This window comes from Paenibacillus harenae, assembly GCF_030812415.1.
Taxonomy (GTDB): Bacteria; Bacillota; Bacilli; order Paenibacillales; family Paenibacillaceae; genus Pristimantibacillus; species Pristimantibacillus harenae_A.
Genome location: NZ_JAUSST010000002.1, coordinates 241,794 through 259,544, shown reverse-complemented (window position 1 = coordinate 259,544; position 17,751 = coordinate 241,794). Strand labels below are relative to the sequence as shown.

The following is a 17,751-nucleotide window of genomic DNA, read 5'->3' as shown; positions in this document are numbered from 1 at the left end:
ACAGTCCCCATTAGAATGACTTCTAAATGGGGACTGTCGGTCACTTGTTATAACATGTTAAGAACCGTACACCGCATCGATCGCCGCTTGGAACACCGGTTTGTACTTCTCGACGACGGTAGACACCGATACCCCGCTGTTGATCTCACCAACGAAATCCCAGAACTTCAAAGCGTCGCCGTACGTGCCGTGATCGTATACGATCAGGCCAGGTGCCACTTTCCGAGCATTGTTAATGTCATCTTCGTTAGAGAACGCCGTTTCATACGCAGCTTGATCCGGATAATCGTATTCGGAATCGATATCGTTGATTTTCTCCCAAATGTAGAGCAGCTGCTCCGGATTCTCGACCGCTTTCGGAATCGTAAGCGCTTGGTACATGGCTTCGTAGGAATGATATTCTGTCGCGCTTGGACCTTTCGGGAACGGAACGAAACCAATGTCCGCATCCGGCATATCCGTCTTGAAGCCGTTCAGCTCCCAAAGAGCGCCGGCATACATCAGGGTATTGCCTTGACGGAAAAATTGACCCGGCTCTGTCCAATCGCCGCCCTCTCCCGGTCTGTACACTTGCTCCGTTGCCATTTTCGACAAGAAATTCAACGCTTCTTGCGTAGCAGGGTCATCCAAATTTTGTTTGTTGCCTTTGGTCAGGTGAGCCTCGTTCGAGTACAGCGCATGCTCCACGACCTGTGAGTTTGCAAGTCCCCATGTGTCAAGCTTGCCGTCATTGTTCGTATCTTTGTTCGCTTCTTTCGCAACTTGTAAAAACGTATCCCAATTCCAGTTATCCTCGTTCACATACTCTTGCAACGCCTTGATGCCAAGCTGATTCATAAGCGTGCGGTTGTAGAAAATGCCTTGAACTAGGTTGCCCTGGCCTTCTGTGAAAGCGTAGCCTCTTCCTTCGTAGGTAAAGTATTCGTTCGTTGTCTGCTGATTGAACACTTTCGTGTTTTTCGTATATTCGTCAACCGGCCACAGCAAATCTTGCTTCACCAGCGTAGGAATGGTATAGTTTCTGCCCATTCGGACGATGTCGCCGATCGGCTCGCCGGCCAGCAAGGAAGCCGTTACCTTCTGTTGGTACTCGCCGAAGTCAATCGCGACGTATTCGATTTTGAAGTTATGCTTCTTCATCAATTCATCCAGATTTTTCTTGCGTTGAATATTGTCGGGGTTGTCTTCCGGAATCGTCATATCCCACCAGGATACGACTTTGATCGTTTTGCCGCCCAAGTCGAAGTCCATCTCCGGCGAGCTGGCATCTTCTTCTCCTTCACCCTCCGGCGCAGCTGTGGCCGTGTTGCCAGAGCCGTTGTTCGTAGCTTGGTTTGATCCGTTGTTCGTGCTGTTGCCGTTGCCCGAACCGCCGCTGCATGCGGAAAGTACGAGAACGAATGCGCATAACAGCACCATTAATTTGCGAATCTTCATTGCGAATCCCCCTTAACATATTGAACTACACCGAAAGTGTAGCGCTTTCATAAGGCCAACAACAACCTGTTGGAAATCAGGTCTATCACCCGTCAAACTCTAGATTGGAAATCATTTCATTTCACGAAAAAATGTTTTTTGAGCAAGAAGTAAAAACCTGTGGGCGATGCAAAGAAAAGCACATTGTTTCGTTTACGTCCAATTCACATAATTAAAGCGTAGTCATTCTCCCGCTAGGGAAACCCCTAAGTACAAATTTAAGAAAGTATATAATCTGCTGATTATACTGTGCTTAAATTTCACCGCGAAACGTTAGCTTTTGCCGCCAGGACGGCGATAGCCGTTTACGCCTCGCACAAATGCAATTAGGAGGTAACCATCGTGTATAAAGTGATGCTTGTCGACTTTGACTCCCCTTCGTCGATGGAGATGTTGCAACATAAGCCGGAGTGGCATCGGATTGGATTCGAGTTGGACGCTTATGCCAACAGCTCTGCGGACGCTATCGAATTTCTTGACCGAAATCCTTTTTCGCTCATCTTGATCGGCATGAACGGCTCTCATAACGACGCCTTGTATCTTTGCGATTATATTCGCCAGAAAAGCCGCGTGCCGATTGTCCTGATAGGCGGAAGCAACGATTTCCAACTTGCCCGGAAGGCTCTTTATTATCAAGTAAGCGATTATTTGCCGGACCCTATTTCTTCTATCGAGCTGACGTCAAGTCTGCTCGCCGTAAAAGGAGAGCTTGATTGCGCGATCGACAAAAATAAAGCGCTATCATGGACGCCGTCGGAAAAGGATTCCCAGCCTCAACCGAATATCATCGAGAAGGTCAAGGAATATGTCGATGAGGCGCTGAATCAAAACATTACCTTAAAGCAAATTTCCAACAGCCTGCATTTCAATTGCTCTTATTTGGGTCAAAAATTCAAATTTCAGGAAAATATGACCTTCAACGAATATTTGCTTCAACAGCGTATGGAAAAAGCAAAGCTATTGCTTGAGAATACGGACATGAAAGTGTATGAAATCGCGAACGAGATCGGCTATACGGAGATGGATTGGTTTTACAAGAAGTTCAAGGCGTACACGGGTGTAAGCGCTAACGAATATCGTAAAATGTTCTCCAAAACCGCGTAAGCGCTTACAGTAATCTGGCTCCAGTGATCCGAAAGAAAGCCCTGCTGCCCTTCAGAAAGTTAGAGTAAGCTGGGCTTTATAGGTTGTATTTTCCATCCTAATCTCGTCACACTACCTAAATCACTCGCTTTAAGCGGGATTTCCCATCCTAAGGCTTCGACTAGATGAAAACTGAACCTCTCACCCGGTTCATGCGCTTGTATAGGATGTATTTTCCAACCTAACTCTGCCCCACTAACCCAGTTTGCTTGCTTTAAGCGGGAATTTTCATCCTATTCCTTCGACTTCGACGTAAGCTCAGATAACAACTTTGTTCGTTAATTATGCCGACGCGGTTTTTTACTATAGAAAGAGCCGATTGCTTATCCGAGATAAGCAACCGGCTTACTTCAATTATTTCATAATCTCCAGCAGTCCGATTTCGGACAAGTTCTGCCATGACATGCCAGTCATATCGTTCCAGATCGCGATGCTGTCGCGAACGCCGTCATCGTCCTGATCGTTATTGACCTGAACATCGAAGCCGATCAAGCTGCCGGCCATCGGAGGTGTTCCGGTCCAAGCGATGGAAGCTTCGACGATATAGCCGTTATCGGTAAGCTTCGCTGCGGATACGAGTCTGCCGCTGGAAGAACCCGGGCTAACAGACTGCTCGTTGTCGAAGTTGATCCGGTACTGGCCGTCGTCCGCGTCGTACGGATTCGTTCTTGCATTGTTCTGGTCGAGGAATATTTCTACCGAATCCTGCTCCCATACGTTGGCGCTGCGTTTCGTAAGCAGCGAATCGGTTACTTCCGCCAGTACATATAAGCGATTGCCGTCCCAGAGCGTTCGGACCTTGGCTGAAGAACCCGATGTTCCTTGTACCCATCGGTCTGTCGTCAGGGCGGTCGCGCATGTCCAAATGCCGTCGATGTCGCCATCAATGACCGGCGTCCCGCTTACAGCCTTCGCCAGACGAGGGCCTTCGATCAGCTCCAGCTCGCCGAATCCCGACGTATCGGCATCTTGCTTATGGTGAATATCGTTCCACGAAGTCAATGCGGTGTCGCTGCCGGAACGATCTGCGATTCTTATGTCGAAGCCGATCGTTTGAGCAAGTGCCGCGCTAGCCAGCGGAATCGAAGCCTCGATAACGTAGCCTGTCGCGGACTTGACGGCCTTGTATTCAGCCGGCTTGTGCGGATTCGCGCCGCTCCTGAGGAACGTATACTTCATATCGTCCGCCTCGTAGGATGTCGTCTTGCCGTTATTCTCGTCGATGAACACTTCGACAGCATCGTTGCCGTTGACGGTCGTATCCATCACATCGACCCAAAGATGCAACTGTCCTGATGACCATTGTGTCCTGTAGGAAGCAACCGCGCTCCCTTCCGATTGAATCGTTACCGGCTTTGCCGACTTCCATGTATCATCCAGATTTCCATCCACCTTCACAGTGCCGGCAACCGCAGCTGCCTTTTGTGTCTCGACCGGCACTTTGCTCGGATCGACAAGCGCCCAGTACGCATATTTCGCTTGGAGACGTTCGTCGAACAGCAGCGGCCAGTTGTTCCGATCGACCGGGAAAGTTCGCAGCCAAGTATTCAAATCGTCCTTGCCCCAGAAGATGACGGCCGTAAGCTGATCCGCATGCTTCTTGAACACTTCGAAGATCGCTTGGTAACGTTTCGCCTGCTTGATTTGCAATTCCAGAGGGAATGACTCGTATGACTCCGCGTCATTCGTATAAACGCTCATATCCAGCTCGGTAACTTGCTGCTCGATGCCAAGATCGCGGAAAGCCGCGAGCATATCGTCGAGTTCCTGAATGGAAGGGCTCGCGATGCCGATATGCGTTTGATGGCCGACGCCCTGCACCGGAATGCCCTTGTCTTGGAGGCGCTTGATCAGGTCGTATATAAATTGTCGTTTATCCGTAAAATGCGTGTTGTAATCATTGATGTACAAAACGGCATCGGGATCCGCAGCATGGGCGTATTCGAACGCTTTCTCGATAAACTCCTCGCCTGCGATTTGATACCATAAGCTGTTGCGCAGGCCGTTCGGCTTACGGTCGCCCGGCTCAATGACCTCGTTTACGACGTCCCAGGCATAGATTTTCCCTTTGTAGCGGCCGACGACCTCGTCGATATGGCTCTTCATGCGCGCGAACAGCAATTCCTTGCTGGCCAGATTGCCGTTCTCGTCATAGAACACCCAGTTCGGTGTCTGGGAATGCCAAATCAGCGTATGACCTCGCACCGCTATGCCGTTTTCCTCCGCAAAACCAACGATTTTGTCCGCATTGGCGAAAGTGAACTGCCCTTCGACCGGCTCAGTTGCGTCCCACTTCATCTCATTGCCTGCAGTAAGGCTGTTGAAATGCTTCTTGACCAGTTGGGCGTCCGGTCCTTCAGCATCTGCGATCTCGTTAGCGAGCAAAGCTGCACCAAGCAGGAAATCGTCAGCGAACACGTCCTTCAAATTCGGTATATCCTGCTCGATCTCGATCGGAATCGGATCGGGAACGCGCTCGATGACGAACTCGTCCACGTAGAACGATAACGTAGGATTATCGAACGATTCGAAGTAGACGCCGGCGTTCGATACTGGATTTTTCAGTGTATACTCGCCCGACAGCTTCACCCAGCCGCTATCCGTCGCCGTTTTGGACGTGACAGATTCGTAATATGCCGTGCCGTCGGTCGTCCGCTCGACAAGCATGGCGACGGACGAGGCACTCGAGCCCGCCGGCAGACGAACCCATGCCGTAATGCCGTACGTCTTGCCGACTTGCATGAACGACGTCACGTTAAACGTTGGGCCGTTCCAGCCTTGCGTTCTTCCTTCCACTTTAAGCCCGTATTCGCCGGAATAGGCCGCATCGCCGGATGCCGACAGAAGTACACTGCCGCCTCGAGGTTGCCAGCCTTGCACCGTTCCGTCCTCAAAGTCCGTTGCGATGCGATCAAGCGCTTCGGATGGCTCATCACTCGCCTCCGCTTCACTAGAAACCGCAGCTTCCGCATGGACTTGCGTCCGGGACGTAAGCGAACCTACCATCGCAACACTTAACATAAGCGCTGCAGCTAGTCCCAAAGCCATGAATCTTTTTATACGTTTCATCTTGTGAACAACACCTCTCCTCAAAATATATATCCATCAAACTCGCCTTGCGGCGAATCTACATGGCGCTCGGAAAACTCAGCCTGTCTGCTTCCCTGACTGCGGATAGAGGACGATGCGGCCATCCTCCATCTCCACGCGTACCTTGTTATTGTCTTTGAATCCTTCCACATCAAGGAAGCTGGAAGGAATTTGCAGCCGTCCTGCCTTATCAAGCACGGCATACTCCGTATGGCTCTCGGCCTCCAGCATGGCGCTTTCGGCGTCCAGCATGGCCAGTTCCTCGGTGTACGAGATTTTGCGGATCATCTCCGCCGACGTCTTGCCGTCCCGAATCTGAACGACCCGATCTACCTTGCGCGCCAGCGCCGGGTCGTGCGTTACGATCACGATCGTGATACCGATCGATCGGTTTAGCGTTCGAAACAAATCGAGCACTTGATTCGATGTTTTCGTATCCAGCGAGCCCGTCGGCTCGTCGGCGAGCAACAGCTTCGGCTCATTAGCCAGCGCAATCGCGATCGCTACCCGCTGCTGCTCGCCGCCGGACAACTCGCTTAGTCTGTTTTTCATCCGATGGCCAAGGCCCACCGCCTCCAGCAGCTCCATTGCCCGCGCCCTCCGCCGCTTGCCGCGCAGCAGCATCGGAAGCTCTACATTCGCAAGCGCGGTCAAATAGGGAATAAGGTTGCGCGCGTTATTCTGCCATACGAAGCCGACCGTATCGCGCTTGTAGGCCACGAGCTCCTTCTCGCCGAACTTCAGCAAATCTTTGCCATCTACGAACAGCTTGCCGGCAGACGGCTTATCCAGACCCCCGAGCATGTTCAGAAGCGTCGACTTGCCGCTGCCGGAATTACCGATGATCGCCATCAGCTCCCCGTCCTCGACCTGAAGGTCCAAACCTTGCAGGGCAAATACCTCAAGGTCTGCCATTTTGTAAATTTTGACGAGTCCCTCGCTTTTAATCATCGTTTACTCCTCTCCCAGCTTAAGTGCTTGCGCAATCCGGATTCGCGATAAGCGGTAACCGAGAATGAGCAAGCCAAGCGTCAGCGTTAAGCCGATGATGCTGTAAAGCTGAAGATAGTCGCTAAGCTGTTGAATCATTTCGAAAGGCGGCACTTGATCCTTGGTCGCAAACGATATTTCGAATAACGGTACGAATAGTTCGCTTATCGTATTGCCGATAATGACGCCAAGAATGACCGCCGCACCCGATGTGAGCAGCTGCTCGCTGACGAGCATGCCGATAATTTGCCCGAATGGTATGCCCATTGCCCGCAGCACGCCGTATTGTAGCGTTCTGCCCGAGAGTGTGAGCACCCAGAACAGCAGGAAGCCGAAGAAGCTGATCAGCATCGAGATGACGAAACCGAGCGTCATAACCCCGTTAATCGCAAGCCTGAACGGATCGTTTTTCGATTGAATCAATTGTTGCGTAGCGTCTTGTAGACCGATGATTCTCAGCTTCTTCTCCGCAAGCTGGTCATAGACGGATTGACTTGCGACACCGTCCTTCAGCTTCAACCACACTTCGTATGGCTCTGCCGCAAGCCTGTTCTGGATCGTCCCAAGATGGCCAACGATCAAGTTAGGCATAACTTCCTTACTGTTATTGCCGGCGCCGGTCGGCAACGGATTCCAGCTTGGCCAGTAGTCGATAATGCCGTAGACGATGAATTGCGCTTGATCGAGGCCGTCCCACGATAAGGCAATCGTATCGCCTGGCCTCGCTTTCGTCTTCTCCGCAATCGAGCGAGAGATAAGAACCGCCTTCGTATTAGGCGCAAGCAAATTCAAGTAGCCGTTGATCGGGTGTTCGAGCAGCCCATCCTTCATCCATGCCGTCCGTCCGAAATCCATCGTGTCGATGCCGAAGAGAGCGGTTGATCCGCTCGCTCCGCTGGCAGGCGTTACGAAACGCGCATTCTCTTTTTTGAACACTTTCGCGCTTGCTTCGATGCCTTCCAGCTCTTCGAACGGCTGGAACGGCGGCTCGATGTATTGAACCCGGTTCGAGCTGGAGCTGGTCGTGTCCGACTGCCCTTGCGGCGTGGACGTCGACATGTAGGTCGATGGGCGCGCATCGCTTTCCCAACGGGTCATAATCGCCATATCGGCGCCGATGGCATACTGAATCTTGCTCTCCATGTTGTCATTAATGGTACGGGCCGCGTTGGCACTGAAAAGACCCGTCGCGACAGTCATGATTAGGAATAGCTTAATCGTCTGGTATTGTCCGGATGAGCGGCTAATCTGCACGAGCGTATTGTACAGCGCTGGCGACCACCATCTGCGGCCGGCCACATAAACGAGACGAATAAACCACGGATATACTCGCAGCAGTAGCAGCCCGCCCCCGAGCGCGAACAGCGAAGGCATCAAGAACAGCAGCGGATCGAGCTGAAAGGCATCCGAATCAAGTCCCAACCGCTGCAAGTCCTCCTGCCGTTTGTTGAAATTGTATAGCAGATACACGGCTAAGCCGACGAGGATAAAGTCAAGGCCCGTCTTATGCCAGAACGATAGCTTATTAAGGCGGGCGTTCTGCTGCTTATGGCTTACGATGCTGACTCTGGTCGCCATAAACGCCGGAATCAGGATTAGTGCCACTGCGGCCGCCACCGCCACCGCCGATACCGTATAAGCACTGCTATTAAGACTCACCTCGAGTGCCGATCGATCGACGAATTCCAGGAAGCCGTTCGATGCGCCGAGCACTTTCGTGAACAGAATACCGAGAAACGGACCTACCGCAAGTGCGCTGACTCCAAGTATCAGATTCTCGAACGTATAAGCCGTCATAATCTGCAGGCGGCTGGCGCCTCGGCTGCGCAGGACGGATATCTCCGTTTTCTGGCGTTCAATAATGAGATTGGCAGCCATATAGAGATAGAAGGCGAGCATCAGCATGACAGGGGAATAGAGCGAAAGCATCATGACGTCAAGCTTCTCCTGCTTGCCCTGATACGCCTCTACCGTCGAGGCGGCAGGGATGTTCACCTCGTCGACGCCGATGCGGCCGCGGAAGTAACGTCTGATGTCCTTATCGGCCTTTACGAACGCATCGATCGTATCGATCGACAAATGCTCGTATTGCAGCGCTAAACGCCAATCCAGGCTCGCCAGCTTCGTCTTTCCTCCGAGTATGAAATCGCTCTCAAATTGATCGAAAGGAATGATGAAGCCGTCGCTGTCCTCAGACGTGAGGAATGGCAAATACGGATCGGCGGAAGGATTCGTCTCCATAATCCCGACCGGGATGACGCGAAACTTCGTTTTGTCCGGCGCTTCCGCGATCAGTTCTTCCCCGAGGTCGCGCTTCGTCGCGATCAGAAATTTTTGCGTAACCAGCGCCTCGTAAATGCCGTCGGCGCGAACAACCGGCATGGCCCCGTCGATCAAGCGTACGCGCTTCTCAAGGCCGGAGAGCGATTTGATGCTGCCCGCCGCCTTCTGCGATTGCTTCTCTTGATCCGTAGCGTCCGCTCCGTACACCTTCATACGCTGTGTGAAGCGTTGTTGATAAAAAGATAAAGATTCAAGTCCCGCCCTATCCGGAATCGATTGCACGAATCGATCGGCCCGCTTAATGGCCTCGATCGACTTTTCGTCCATTTCCGCCCTGGATACGGTCGTGACGATGCGGACATATCCCGGATACACGCCGTCTTGAAGCTGTACGGATTGAAGTTCCTTTTGCAGCGTCCGCTGCAGGATGGCTTCCGAATATAGCGGCATGGAGCTGAACAAGGCCACGCATACGGTGAGGCCGATCCATAGGTTGAGCTGCAGCCACTTGTTGTTTGCCATCTTGCGGATGATCATCGTCCATAAGGCCATACGTACACCCCATCCTTGCGCCTGGTACATCCTTTGTACCCGGTCTTCATTGTTAGTTAGTTGTTCAGAATGACCTGCTGTCCTTCCTCGAGTCCCTTAACGATCTCTGCTTCGGTTGGCGTCATCAGCCCCACCTCGACGTCAACCTCTTTGCGGCGTTCGCCTTCTGCCACTTGCACGTAATAGCGTCCCATATAAGAGCGGATCGCCGAACGTGGCAAGACGATGACGTTCTCGCGCTTCTGCAGCTCAATCGTAAGCTCGGCGCTGTCGCCGATATTGATGCCGGCCGGCGGATTTTCCATGCTCATGTAGATCGTTACCGCATTGCGCTCGGCCTTGGCGCCGTCCGCGCCGATCGGTACGTTGGAAGGCGATTGCAGCACTTTGCCTGTATACGCCTTGCCTTTATACTTCAGACTAACGGGCATGCCCGCTTCAACAGGCTGAACCTCCTTCATATCCGCAGCGACATAAGTGAGTTGTATGCGAGACGTATCCGCGATCGATACGATCGCTTGATAAGCGTTGACAAAATCGCCTGCATTCAGCGATTCCACGAAGGTTACCGTTCCCGAGATGGATGCATACAGCCGCGATTTCGCAAGACGCGTCTCCATCGCCTGCAGCGACATTCGTTCGCGTTCAAGGTCGATCTCGCGCAAACGGAGATCCGTTGGCGATGCATCGGAGTCGTGAGCCTGCTTATACAACAGCTGCGCCCGTTCCAAATTAAGACGCTGCAGACTAACCTGAAGCTCGAGGTCCCCCGTCTCCTGCTCAACGAGAAGATCGCCGGCCTTCACTTCTTGGCCAACCGTCACTTTAATCGATTTGAGACGGCCTCCGGAATCCTTGAACGACAGATTCTCCGCGCTCGAGGAGACGAAATGGGCCGTTCCTTTCAAATACGTCTGAATGGATCCAAGGCTTGCCTCCACGATATCGAGCTGCTCTTGCGCTGGCTGTACAAGCGGCGGCTGCAACGCTTCCTGTTCGGAGGGGAGCAGCCCGCACCCGGACAGCGCCAGCATAGCAGCAAGCGCGATTGCCGCACGACGCACGCCCGGAAACAAACTTCCGCGTCCGTTATTCGTAGTTCGATTGCGATACAATTGTTCCATCCTCCAATGAAATGACATGATCGACAAGCTCCATAATCTCCGGGTCATGCGTCGTAAGAACGACGGTCATGCCGGAACGATTCACGAGCTCCCGGAATACCCGCATAACTTGAATGCCCATTCGGCTATCCAGCTCGGCCGTTGGCTCGTCCGCGATGAGCAGAACGGGCTCATGGGCGATTGCCCTGGCTATCGCCACGCGCTGCTGCTCTCCGCCGGATAGCTCGGCCGGACGATGCTTCATCCTTTCCTTCATGCCGACCTGTTCCAGCGCACGCTCCGCAGCCGCTCGATTGCCCTTAACCGGCGTGCCCGCAACCCGCAGACCGAATTCAACGTTCTCATATGCGTTCATGAGCGGAATGAGCCCAAAGGACTGGAATACGAGGCCGATCTCCTTGCGTCTTAGAGCGCTTCGCTCCTTGCCGGACATACGCGTAATCTCTCTACCTTGAAAAAAAACCTGTCCCTCCGTGGGCTCGTCAAGCGCGCTAAGCATATTCAGCAAGGTTGTCTTGCCGGAGCCGGACCTGCCTTTGAGCGCCACCATCGATCCGGCTGGTATTTCCAAATGGACGTCCGATAACGCGGTGACGGCGGCATTGCCTTTGCCGAACACACGCTTTAGGCCGATCGCCTTCAGTATCGTCTCGCCGCTTACTTCCATCGGTAACTTTACCTTTGCCGACATCGCTGTCCTCCTCGTTTATTGTTGTCATTTATCATTTTAACGTTTTCATTTCTGAAGAAGTACCTGTTCGTTTCTTGTTCGTTCACCCTATAAACGATAGGTTTTGGAGAAAAAGGACATCCGGACGATAATCACTAGCGTTGCATCAAAGCTAAGAGGCGCAAGCGGACTCGATCTTCCGTATTCGTTCTGTAAGTGCCTATGCGCACTTACAGACGCGGTCACAAACGCAGCCTCTCTCTGTAAGATCAAATTGGCTCTTACACGGTGACGCAAGCGGAATTCATGACATGAAACGAGCAGCGCCAGCCGGATGATCCGACTGGCGCTGCTCAAACCACGTATGCTGCTTTATTTGCTGAACTGCCATGCATTGAATGTAAACAGCTCTGTATCTGCCTTGCCTTTGAACACGAAATACAGATCGTGAACGCCTTCCGCGCCCTCCACTGCCGTCGTTGCTTCGCTCCAGCTTGAAGAGCCGTTCGCCTCAGGCACGGCAAGCGAACCGATCAGCTTACCATCCGGACTGTCCAGACGAAGCTCGATAACGGCATCGTCGCTTCCGCCCGCTACGGACGCTGTGAATGTGGACGCTCCATTACCGAAGTCAACGCCAGCCACAGCCGCCCAATCGCCATTATGAACGGCCCCAATCGCAACTTCCGCGACTGCCGTCCCTCTATCATCCATCTTCTGCGGCAACGCATCGATGCCTGCGCTCCATGCGAGCGTCTCCGCTCCCACGCGAACGAACGGATCAAACTTATAAAGCTGCGGAACACCCTTTAAGTCCGCTTCGATCGCTTGAATTGCTCCGTCCGCTCCGAAGCTTACTTTGTTCAGATGCGTTGAGCGATAGCCTTTCGGAACGCCCATCGCTTTGGACAACGTTTGGGCGTGATAAGCGATGTACCACTCGTCTTCGAACTGGAACATGGCATGGTGATTGTTGCCGCCAACGCCGAAGAAGTGGCCGGGATTTTTCAGAATGGTGCCTTGGTACGTCCACGGTCCCATCGGATTATTGCTCGTCATGTAGGCGATTTCTCCTGCCGGCGGGCTTCCTTCAGGGCGAACGCCGGTGTAGAAGTTCGAGCAGTACGTATAATAATAAGTGCCTCCGACTTTATTGATGCCGGCATCCTCGAACATGAACGGCGCCGGAATGACGGCCGCTTCGCCGACGACGCTGATCATATCGTCGCCAAGCTGCATGACGCGCGCCGTATCCGGCTTCTCGTCTTTGCCCTCGGGAACGCCTCCGCCGAAATAAATATACCCCTTGCCGTCGTCGTCGACCAGCACGGCCGGATCAAAGAGCCAAGTTACGCCCTCAGCAGCCGGCGCCGATCTCGAAATAAGCGGCTTGCCGATCGGATCGATCCAAGGACCGGTCGGACTGTCGCTCGTCAGCACGCCGATGCCGCTGGCGTTGTTCGCGAAGTACAGGAAGAACTTGTCCTTGCCGTCGATAACCTTATGGGCGGCTGCCGGCGCCCATGATTGCGTAGCCCATTTGGCTTCGCCTTTTGGACCAGCGACGTTGATGAAGCCGTGATCCGTCCAGTTCATCAAATCGGAGGAAGAAACGACGGACAGTCGGTTGATCGAACCGTATGAATTGTCCTTCACTTCACCGGCTGCGTCATACTCCAGCACGTCGTAAGTACTGTAGATGTAGACGCGGCCATCATGTACGAGCGCGTAAGGATCGGCGCCGAATTTATGCGACACGATCGGATTGCCGTTCTGCGGAAGCTTGCCGATCGCGCTGGCCGGCGGCTCATAGCTCAGCTTGGCGGATGCTCCGCTCACGTCATACGCCGTGCTTTTATTATCGGATTCTACGATCTCCAGGCTGCTTACATTCAATTCTTCTTTCATTGTCAGAATCAACTCCCGTTTTTGTTTTAATGTAATCGTTGCTAGCTCTTTGCTGCCATCCAGGTTGGCGAATGAAATAACCGAACCGTCGTCATTGCCGATCCGAAGCTCCAGGCCTTCCTCTGAAGGCTGGAACGCGACGGTTGCCGCCGATACGTTGCTCGGGTTCGGAACGATCGCATTGGCTTCGAACGCGGCCGGAATGTGCAGCAAGACGCGAATTTGCGTAACTTCTGCCCCATCCGGGAAGTCGTCGATGAGTAATTTCACGTCATAGGTTTTGTCCTTCTCCTTGCTTACCTCTACCGTCTCTTCCTTTAGATAAGCCGACAATACAGCAGGGGTTGGTTCTTGCTCCGCTTCGTTCCGATCAGCCTTCGACTGGACGAGAAGGAACATGGCCACAGCCGTCCCAACCAGGGCGAATACGAGTCCAAGACGCTTCTTTGCCGTCAGCAAGCTGTCACCTCTTTCCCTATTACTGAACATAGTAAGGTCAACTAGGGTCAGGAACAACCTGCCTGACACTCATTCATTACCCGTCAAGTTCTAGGATTCGGGAAAAACGATAGGTCCGAAACACATCATAACGAATCAAGCACCCAACATGGGTGCTTGATTCTGTCTTACTTTGCTGTTTAAGAAACGGAATAACGTTTCGAGACCCGGGGCAACACCCTTTAGCCTTTTACGCCGCCTACCATCATGCCTTTGACAAAGTACTTTTGCAGGAACGGATATACCATAATAATCGGCACGGAAGCAACGATCGTCATAGTTGCCCGTACGGATAGAGGCGTGACCGTATTTTGCTGCGCTCCGTTCGCGCCGCTTATCATGCCGTCCATGCCCGACGTACCGGCAGTCGTGTTGGAGTTTTGCAGGATCTTCTGCAACTCGTACTGCAGCGTGCTTAGATCGATATGCGAAGAGTTGTACAGGAACACGTCGAACCAGGAATTCCATTGAGAGACGCCCGAGAACAAGGCCACTGTGGCGAGCACGGGAGTCGTCAGCGGCAGCACGATGCTGAAGAACGTCCGGAAATCGCCGGCACCGTCGATTTTGCCCGATTCAAGAATGCTCTCCGGCAAATTCTCGATAAAGGAACGGATAATGATCAAGTTGAAGACGCCGATCAAGCCCGGCCAAATATAAACCCAAAAGCTGCCTACCAGATTCATATCTCTCATCAACAAAAAAGTAGGAATCAGGCCGCCGTTAAAATACATGGTCAATATAAAAGCAACCGTAACAAACTTCCGCAGCACAAAGTCCTGCCTACTGATCGAAAAGGCCACCATGGCGGAACATAGCACCGTCAAGACCGTTCCGATGACCGTACGTAAAATCGAGATCAATGTGGCATGGAAGATCGTCGCTTCCTTGAAAATGTATTGATAGTTGTCCAGCGACCACACCCTTGGCAGCAAGTAAATGCCGCCTTTAAGCGAGTCTTGTGCGTCGTTGAGCGACACGGCCAATACGTTAATAAACGGATATAGCGTGACGATCATCAACAAAATCATAAAAGTATAGTTGCAGATGTCGAATATACGATCGCCGATCGAGGTTTGGATTTTGTATTTCTTGTTCAGTTTCACATCGCTTGCAGCCATCTGATTTTCCTCCTGTTCTAGAATAGTCTGGATTCGCCCATGCGTTTCGCAACATTGTTCGCTACGAACAACAGGATGAAGCTTACTACCGTCTTAAACATGCCTGCCGCGATAGAAAGGGAGAAGTTGCTCTGCGCGATGCCGTATTTCAAAACAAATATGTCAATGTTCTCGGAATAGTCCACGTTCATGCCGTTGCCCAATAAATATTGCGGCTCGAACCCCGATTCCAGCAAATATCCGATATTCATGATTAACAGCACGATGACGACCGATTTGATGCCAGGCAGCGTAATGAACGTCATCTTCTGAAGCCTGTTCGCGCCGTCGATCTCCGCCGCTTCGTATTGCGCAGGGTCTATGGTTGTCATAGCGGCCAAGTAAACGATAGTGTTCCATCCGATATCCTTCCATATCGAGCTTGCTCCGAAGATCGTCCAGAAGTATTCAGGAATGCCCAAAAATAAGATTTCATTTCCTTCGTTCACAAATCCAAACCAAACCAACAGTTCATTGATGATGCCGTCTGGCGACAACGTCGTTTGGATGATGCTGGCCGCCACGACCCAAGAAATAAAATGCGGCAAATAACTAACCGTCTGTACGACCCGCTTGAAAGCTACCTTCCGTATCTCGTTCAACAGAAGCGCAAGAATAATCGCAGTCAAAAAACCAAAAACAAGGTTAATGGCACTCATCGCAAGCGTATTGCGAAGTACCCGCAGGAACCGATCGTCCCCGAACAAAAATTCGAAATGGTGAAAGCCGATCCACTTCTGATCCCAAAACCCGAGTGCAGGCTTGTAATCCTGGAAAGCGATCGTCCAGCCCCAGATCGGAACATACTTAAATAGGATGAGCCAGATCAAAAATGGCACTGACATTATTACAAGCGCACGCTGCTGCAGCAGCTTCACAAAGAACAGCTTGATCCCTTTCGGTTTCTCCTTCAAAGGCGGCATACTCGTTGTCTCTATCGCGTTAGTCTCCATGAATTCCTCTCCTTCCGGTACCTAATCATCTGTACGGAAATAGCGATAGGCCGGACGTGAATACAGGTGCATGGCCCGGCCTATCTCTAACAAAAATTATTTAACAGCTTCTACTTTCGCCTTGGCTTTTTCCGTCGTCCACTTCTCATAGCCAGCTGTATCCAGTTTGCCGAATTCTTTCATGTAATCTTCCCATACCGACTCGAACTTGCCAGGATCAGCAAGAACCATTTTCGGGTAGTACTTCTTCGTCAGCTCGTCCTTTTTCGTTTCCCACATGATTTCCGGCGAATTTTGCTCCTTCGCGAAGCCCCATGCCGGATACCATGGGCGGAATACAGGCTTTGCGAACATTTGGGAATACGTTTGAACGCCGTATTTGCCCAAAATTGCTTTATCCGCTTCCGTCAGGCTCATTTGGAACACTTCCGGCTGAATGGCTACGCCCTTGGCATTGCCGTCGGAAAGTGTCGAGTTGGCGCCGTACATTGGCCAGTTCCAGCTATAATATTTGAAGCCGAATTCCTCGTTGAACGCTTCGTTGATTTTGTCGATTTGCTCTTGTGTACGGTAGTAGCGGCCTTCTTCGTTGACCTCGTACGTTTCGCCTTTAATACCCCACGACGTCAGGATTTGGTTCTCTTCTTTCAACAAGTTGTCGAAATATTCGATAATGCGGACCGGATCTTTGGCGCTGACCGTGATGCCGATACCGCGGTTTGTAACAACGCCTCCTTCTGCATCGATGTAAGCGTCAGTAATGCTCTCGTCGAATGTAATCGGCAGCGGGAAGTATCTGTACTTATCCAAGGACGGATCCTTGCGCGCCGCATCCTTCAGCACGTTAAGCGCGTTATCCACTTGCCATTTGTAATCGAAGAAGCCAAGCACGTTGTGCGACGTCAACTTCGCGATATATTGGTCATAATTGTCTACGAACGAAGCTTTGTCGAACAAGCCCTTCGCATTTAGATCGTTCAGCGTCTTCAGCCATTTCTTCGTAGCTTCGTCACCGGCATACGTCTTCGCTTCCAGAGTGTCCCCATTGATCATGACGTTGCCGTCATTCGGATAACCCATCAAGTGCATCGGCGGATTGGCCGTTGCAAAGAATCTCCAGTCATGCGTAAGCGAAATGAGGCCTGTCAGCTTCTCGTCCTTATGCTTCGCCTCATAGTCCTCGATCAGCTTGATGTATTGGTCAAGCGTCTTAACGACCGGATAACCCGCTTCCTCGAGCACGCGGCGCTGAATCCAGAATCCTGCGCCCGCTTCCGGATCCGGAATGAACTCGCCAACCTGGGCGGCGATCGGAAGAATGTAAAGCTTGCCGTCAGCCGATCTCATTTGATCAAGCTTATTACCGTATACCCGCTTGATGTTTGGACCATGTTCCTCGATCAACTCGTCTAGCGGAATGAATGCTCCCGCATTCATAACTTCTTCCATCGCCGCGTCCGGAATAAGCACGTCCGGATATTCGTTGGCCGCGATCATCGTGCCGATCTTCGTGTTCAAGTCGCCAACGAGAAACTCCAGCTTGAAGTTGACGCCCGTTTGGTCCTCGAGCATTTTGCCGATCGTCGTCTCGTTTGTGTTGCCGTCCTTGGATCCCGCCACGCCGTTGTAGATCGTGTACGTTACCTTTTCCTTTGTCGGCTCCGATCCGCCGTTATCACCGGTTGCGGCGTTCGTTGCAGTTGGCTTGTCCGTGTTGTTGCTGTTGTTGCCGGAGCAGGCCGTCACGGCGGACAGCATTAAGGCAGCAGCCAGGCTGAGAAGCAAAACTTTGTTTTTCTTCACTTTTCTTCTTACCCCTCTCTTAATCTAAATGTACGTACAACCTAAGTATAAAAGCGATTACATCGTTCGTTTACCCGCCTAACTGCATCGAATTCCTCAAA

Annotated in this window: 11 protein-coding genes; 1 reads left to right on the top strand and 10 read right to left on the bottom strand. The window is 52.0% G+C overall.

Annotation, left to right across the window (positions count from 1 at the left end):
- Positions 1–57: 57 nt before the first annotated feature.
- A complete protein-coding gene (locus tag J2T14_RS06115; RefSeq protein WP_307207146.1) occupies positions 58–1,437 on the bottom strand; it encodes an ABC transporter substrate-binding protein in 1,380 nt (459 codons plus the stop codon).
- Between the two features lie 381 nt (positions 1,438–1,818).
- Between J2T14_RS06115 and J2T14_RS06110 the strand changes: the two genes are divergently transcribed.
- Positions 1,819–2,580: a response regulator transcription factor gene (locus tag J2T14_RS06110; protein WP_307468956.1), complete on the top strand. Its 762-nt coding sequence runs from the start codon at positions 1,819–1,821 to the stop codon at positions 2,578–2,580.
- Positions 2,581–2,973: 393 nt separating this feature from the next.
- Here J2T14_RS06110 and J2T14_RS06105 read toward each other — a convergent pair whose 3' ends face one another.
- From J2T14_RS06105 to J2T14_RS06065, 9 genes are all read right to left on the bottom strand, one after another.
- On the bottom strand, positions 2,974–5,688 hold the full coding sequence (locus tag J2T14_RS06105; protein WP_307468954.1) for an endo-1,4-beta-xylanase: 2,715 nt from the start codon (positions 5,686–5,688) through the stop codon (positions 2,974–2,976).
- A gap of 78 nt (positions 5,689–5,766) precedes the next feature.
- On the bottom strand, positions 5,767–6,660 hold the full coding sequence (locus J2T14_RS06100; protein ID WP_307468952.1) for an ABC transporter ATP-binding protein: 894 nt from the start codon (positions 6,658–6,660) through the stop codon (positions 5,767–5,769).
- A gap of 3 nt (positions 6,661–6,663) precedes the next feature.
- Positions 6,664–9,534 (bottom strand): ABC transporter permease, encoded by a 2,871-nt coding sequence (locus tag J2T14_RS06095; RefSeq protein ID WP_307468950.1) that lies wholly within the window; start codon positions 9,532–9,534, stop codon positions 6,664–6,666.
- A gap of 56 nt (positions 9,535–9,590) precedes the next feature.
- Positions 9,591–10,649: an efflux RND transporter periplasmic adaptor subunit gene (locus J2T14_RS06090; protein ID WP_307468947.1), complete on the bottom strand. Its 1,059-nt coding sequence runs from the start codon at positions 10,647–10,649 to the stop codon at positions 9,591–9,593.
- The gene (locus J2T14_RS06085) at positions 10,624–11,349 is read right to left on the bottom strand and encodes an ABC transporter ATP-binding protein (protein ID WP_307468945.1); all 726 of its coding nucleotides are present in this window, start codon (positions 11,347–11,349) and stop codon (positions 10,624–10,626) included. Before J2T14_RS06085 ends, J2T14_RS06090 begins: the two co-directional genes overlap by 26 nt.
- A 351-nt stretch (positions 11,350–11,700) precedes the next feature.
- Positions 11,701–13,236 carry a glycoside hydrolase family 43 protein gene (locus J2T14_RS06080; RefSeq protein ID WP_373458125.1) on the bottom strand — a complete coding sequence of 512 codons (1,536 nt, stop codon included), beginning with the start codon at positions 13,234–13,236 and terminating at the stop codon, positions 11,701–11,703.
- Positions 13,237–13,916: 680 nt separating this feature from the next.
- Positions 13,917–14,855: a carbohydrate ABC transporter permease gene (locus J2T14_RS06075; RefSeq protein WP_307468940.1), complete on the bottom strand. Its 939-nt coding sequence runs from the start codon at positions 14,853–14,855 to the stop codon at positions 13,917–13,919.
- Positions 14,856–14,872: 17 nt separating this feature from the next.
- A complete protein-coding gene (locus tag J2T14_RS06070) occupies positions 14,873–15,847 on the bottom strand; it encodes an ABC transporter permease (RefSeq protein ID WP_373458112.1) in 975 nt (324 codons plus the stop codon).
- Positions 15,848–15,943: 96 nt separating this feature from the next.
- Positions 15,944–17,650 (bottom strand): ABC transporter substrate-binding protein, encoded by a 1,707-nt coding sequence (locus J2T14_RS06065; protein WP_307468938.1) that lies wholly within the window; start codon positions 17,648–17,650, stop codon positions 15,944–15,946.
- Between the last annotated feature and the right edge of the window lie 101 nt (positions 17,651–17,751).

What these genes read in the sequence shown, in the direction of transcription:
- J2T14_RS06115 (WP_307207146.1), bottom strand. Translation starts at nt 1,437, where the DNA reads ATGAAGATTCGCAAATTAATGGTGCTGTTATGCGCATTCGTTCTCGTA.
- J2T14_RS06105 (WP_307468954.1), bottom strand. Translation starts at nt 5,688, where the DNA reads ATGAAACGTATAAAAAGATTCATGGCTTTGGGACTAGCTGCAGCGCTT.
- J2T14_RS06100 (WP_307468952.1), bottom strand. Translation starts at nt 6,660, where the DNA reads ATGATTAAAAGCGAGGGACTCGTCAAAATTTACAAAATGGCAGACCTT.
- J2T14_RS06095 (WP_307468950.1), bottom strand. Translation starts at nt 9,534, where the DNA reads ATGGCCTTATGGACGATGATCATCCGCAAGATGGCAAACAACAAGTGG.
- J2T14_RS06085 (WP_307468945.1), bottom strand. Translation starts at nt 11,349, where the DNA reads ATGTCGGCAAAGGTAAAGTTACCGATGGAAGTAAGCGGCGAGACGATA.
- J2T14_RS06080 (WP_373458125.1), bottom strand. Translation starts at nt 13,236, where the DNA reads ATGAAAGAAGAATTGAATGTAAGCAGCCTGGAGATCGTAGAATCCGAT.
- J2T14_RS06075 (WP_307468940.1), bottom strand. Translation starts at nt 14,855, where the DNA reads ATGGCTGCAAGCGATGTGAAACTGAACAAGAAATACAAAATCCAAACC.
- J2T14_RS06070 (WP_373458112.1), bottom strand. Translation starts at nt 15,847, where the DNA reads ATGGAGACTAACGCGATAGAGACAACGAGTATGCCGCCTTTGAAGGAG.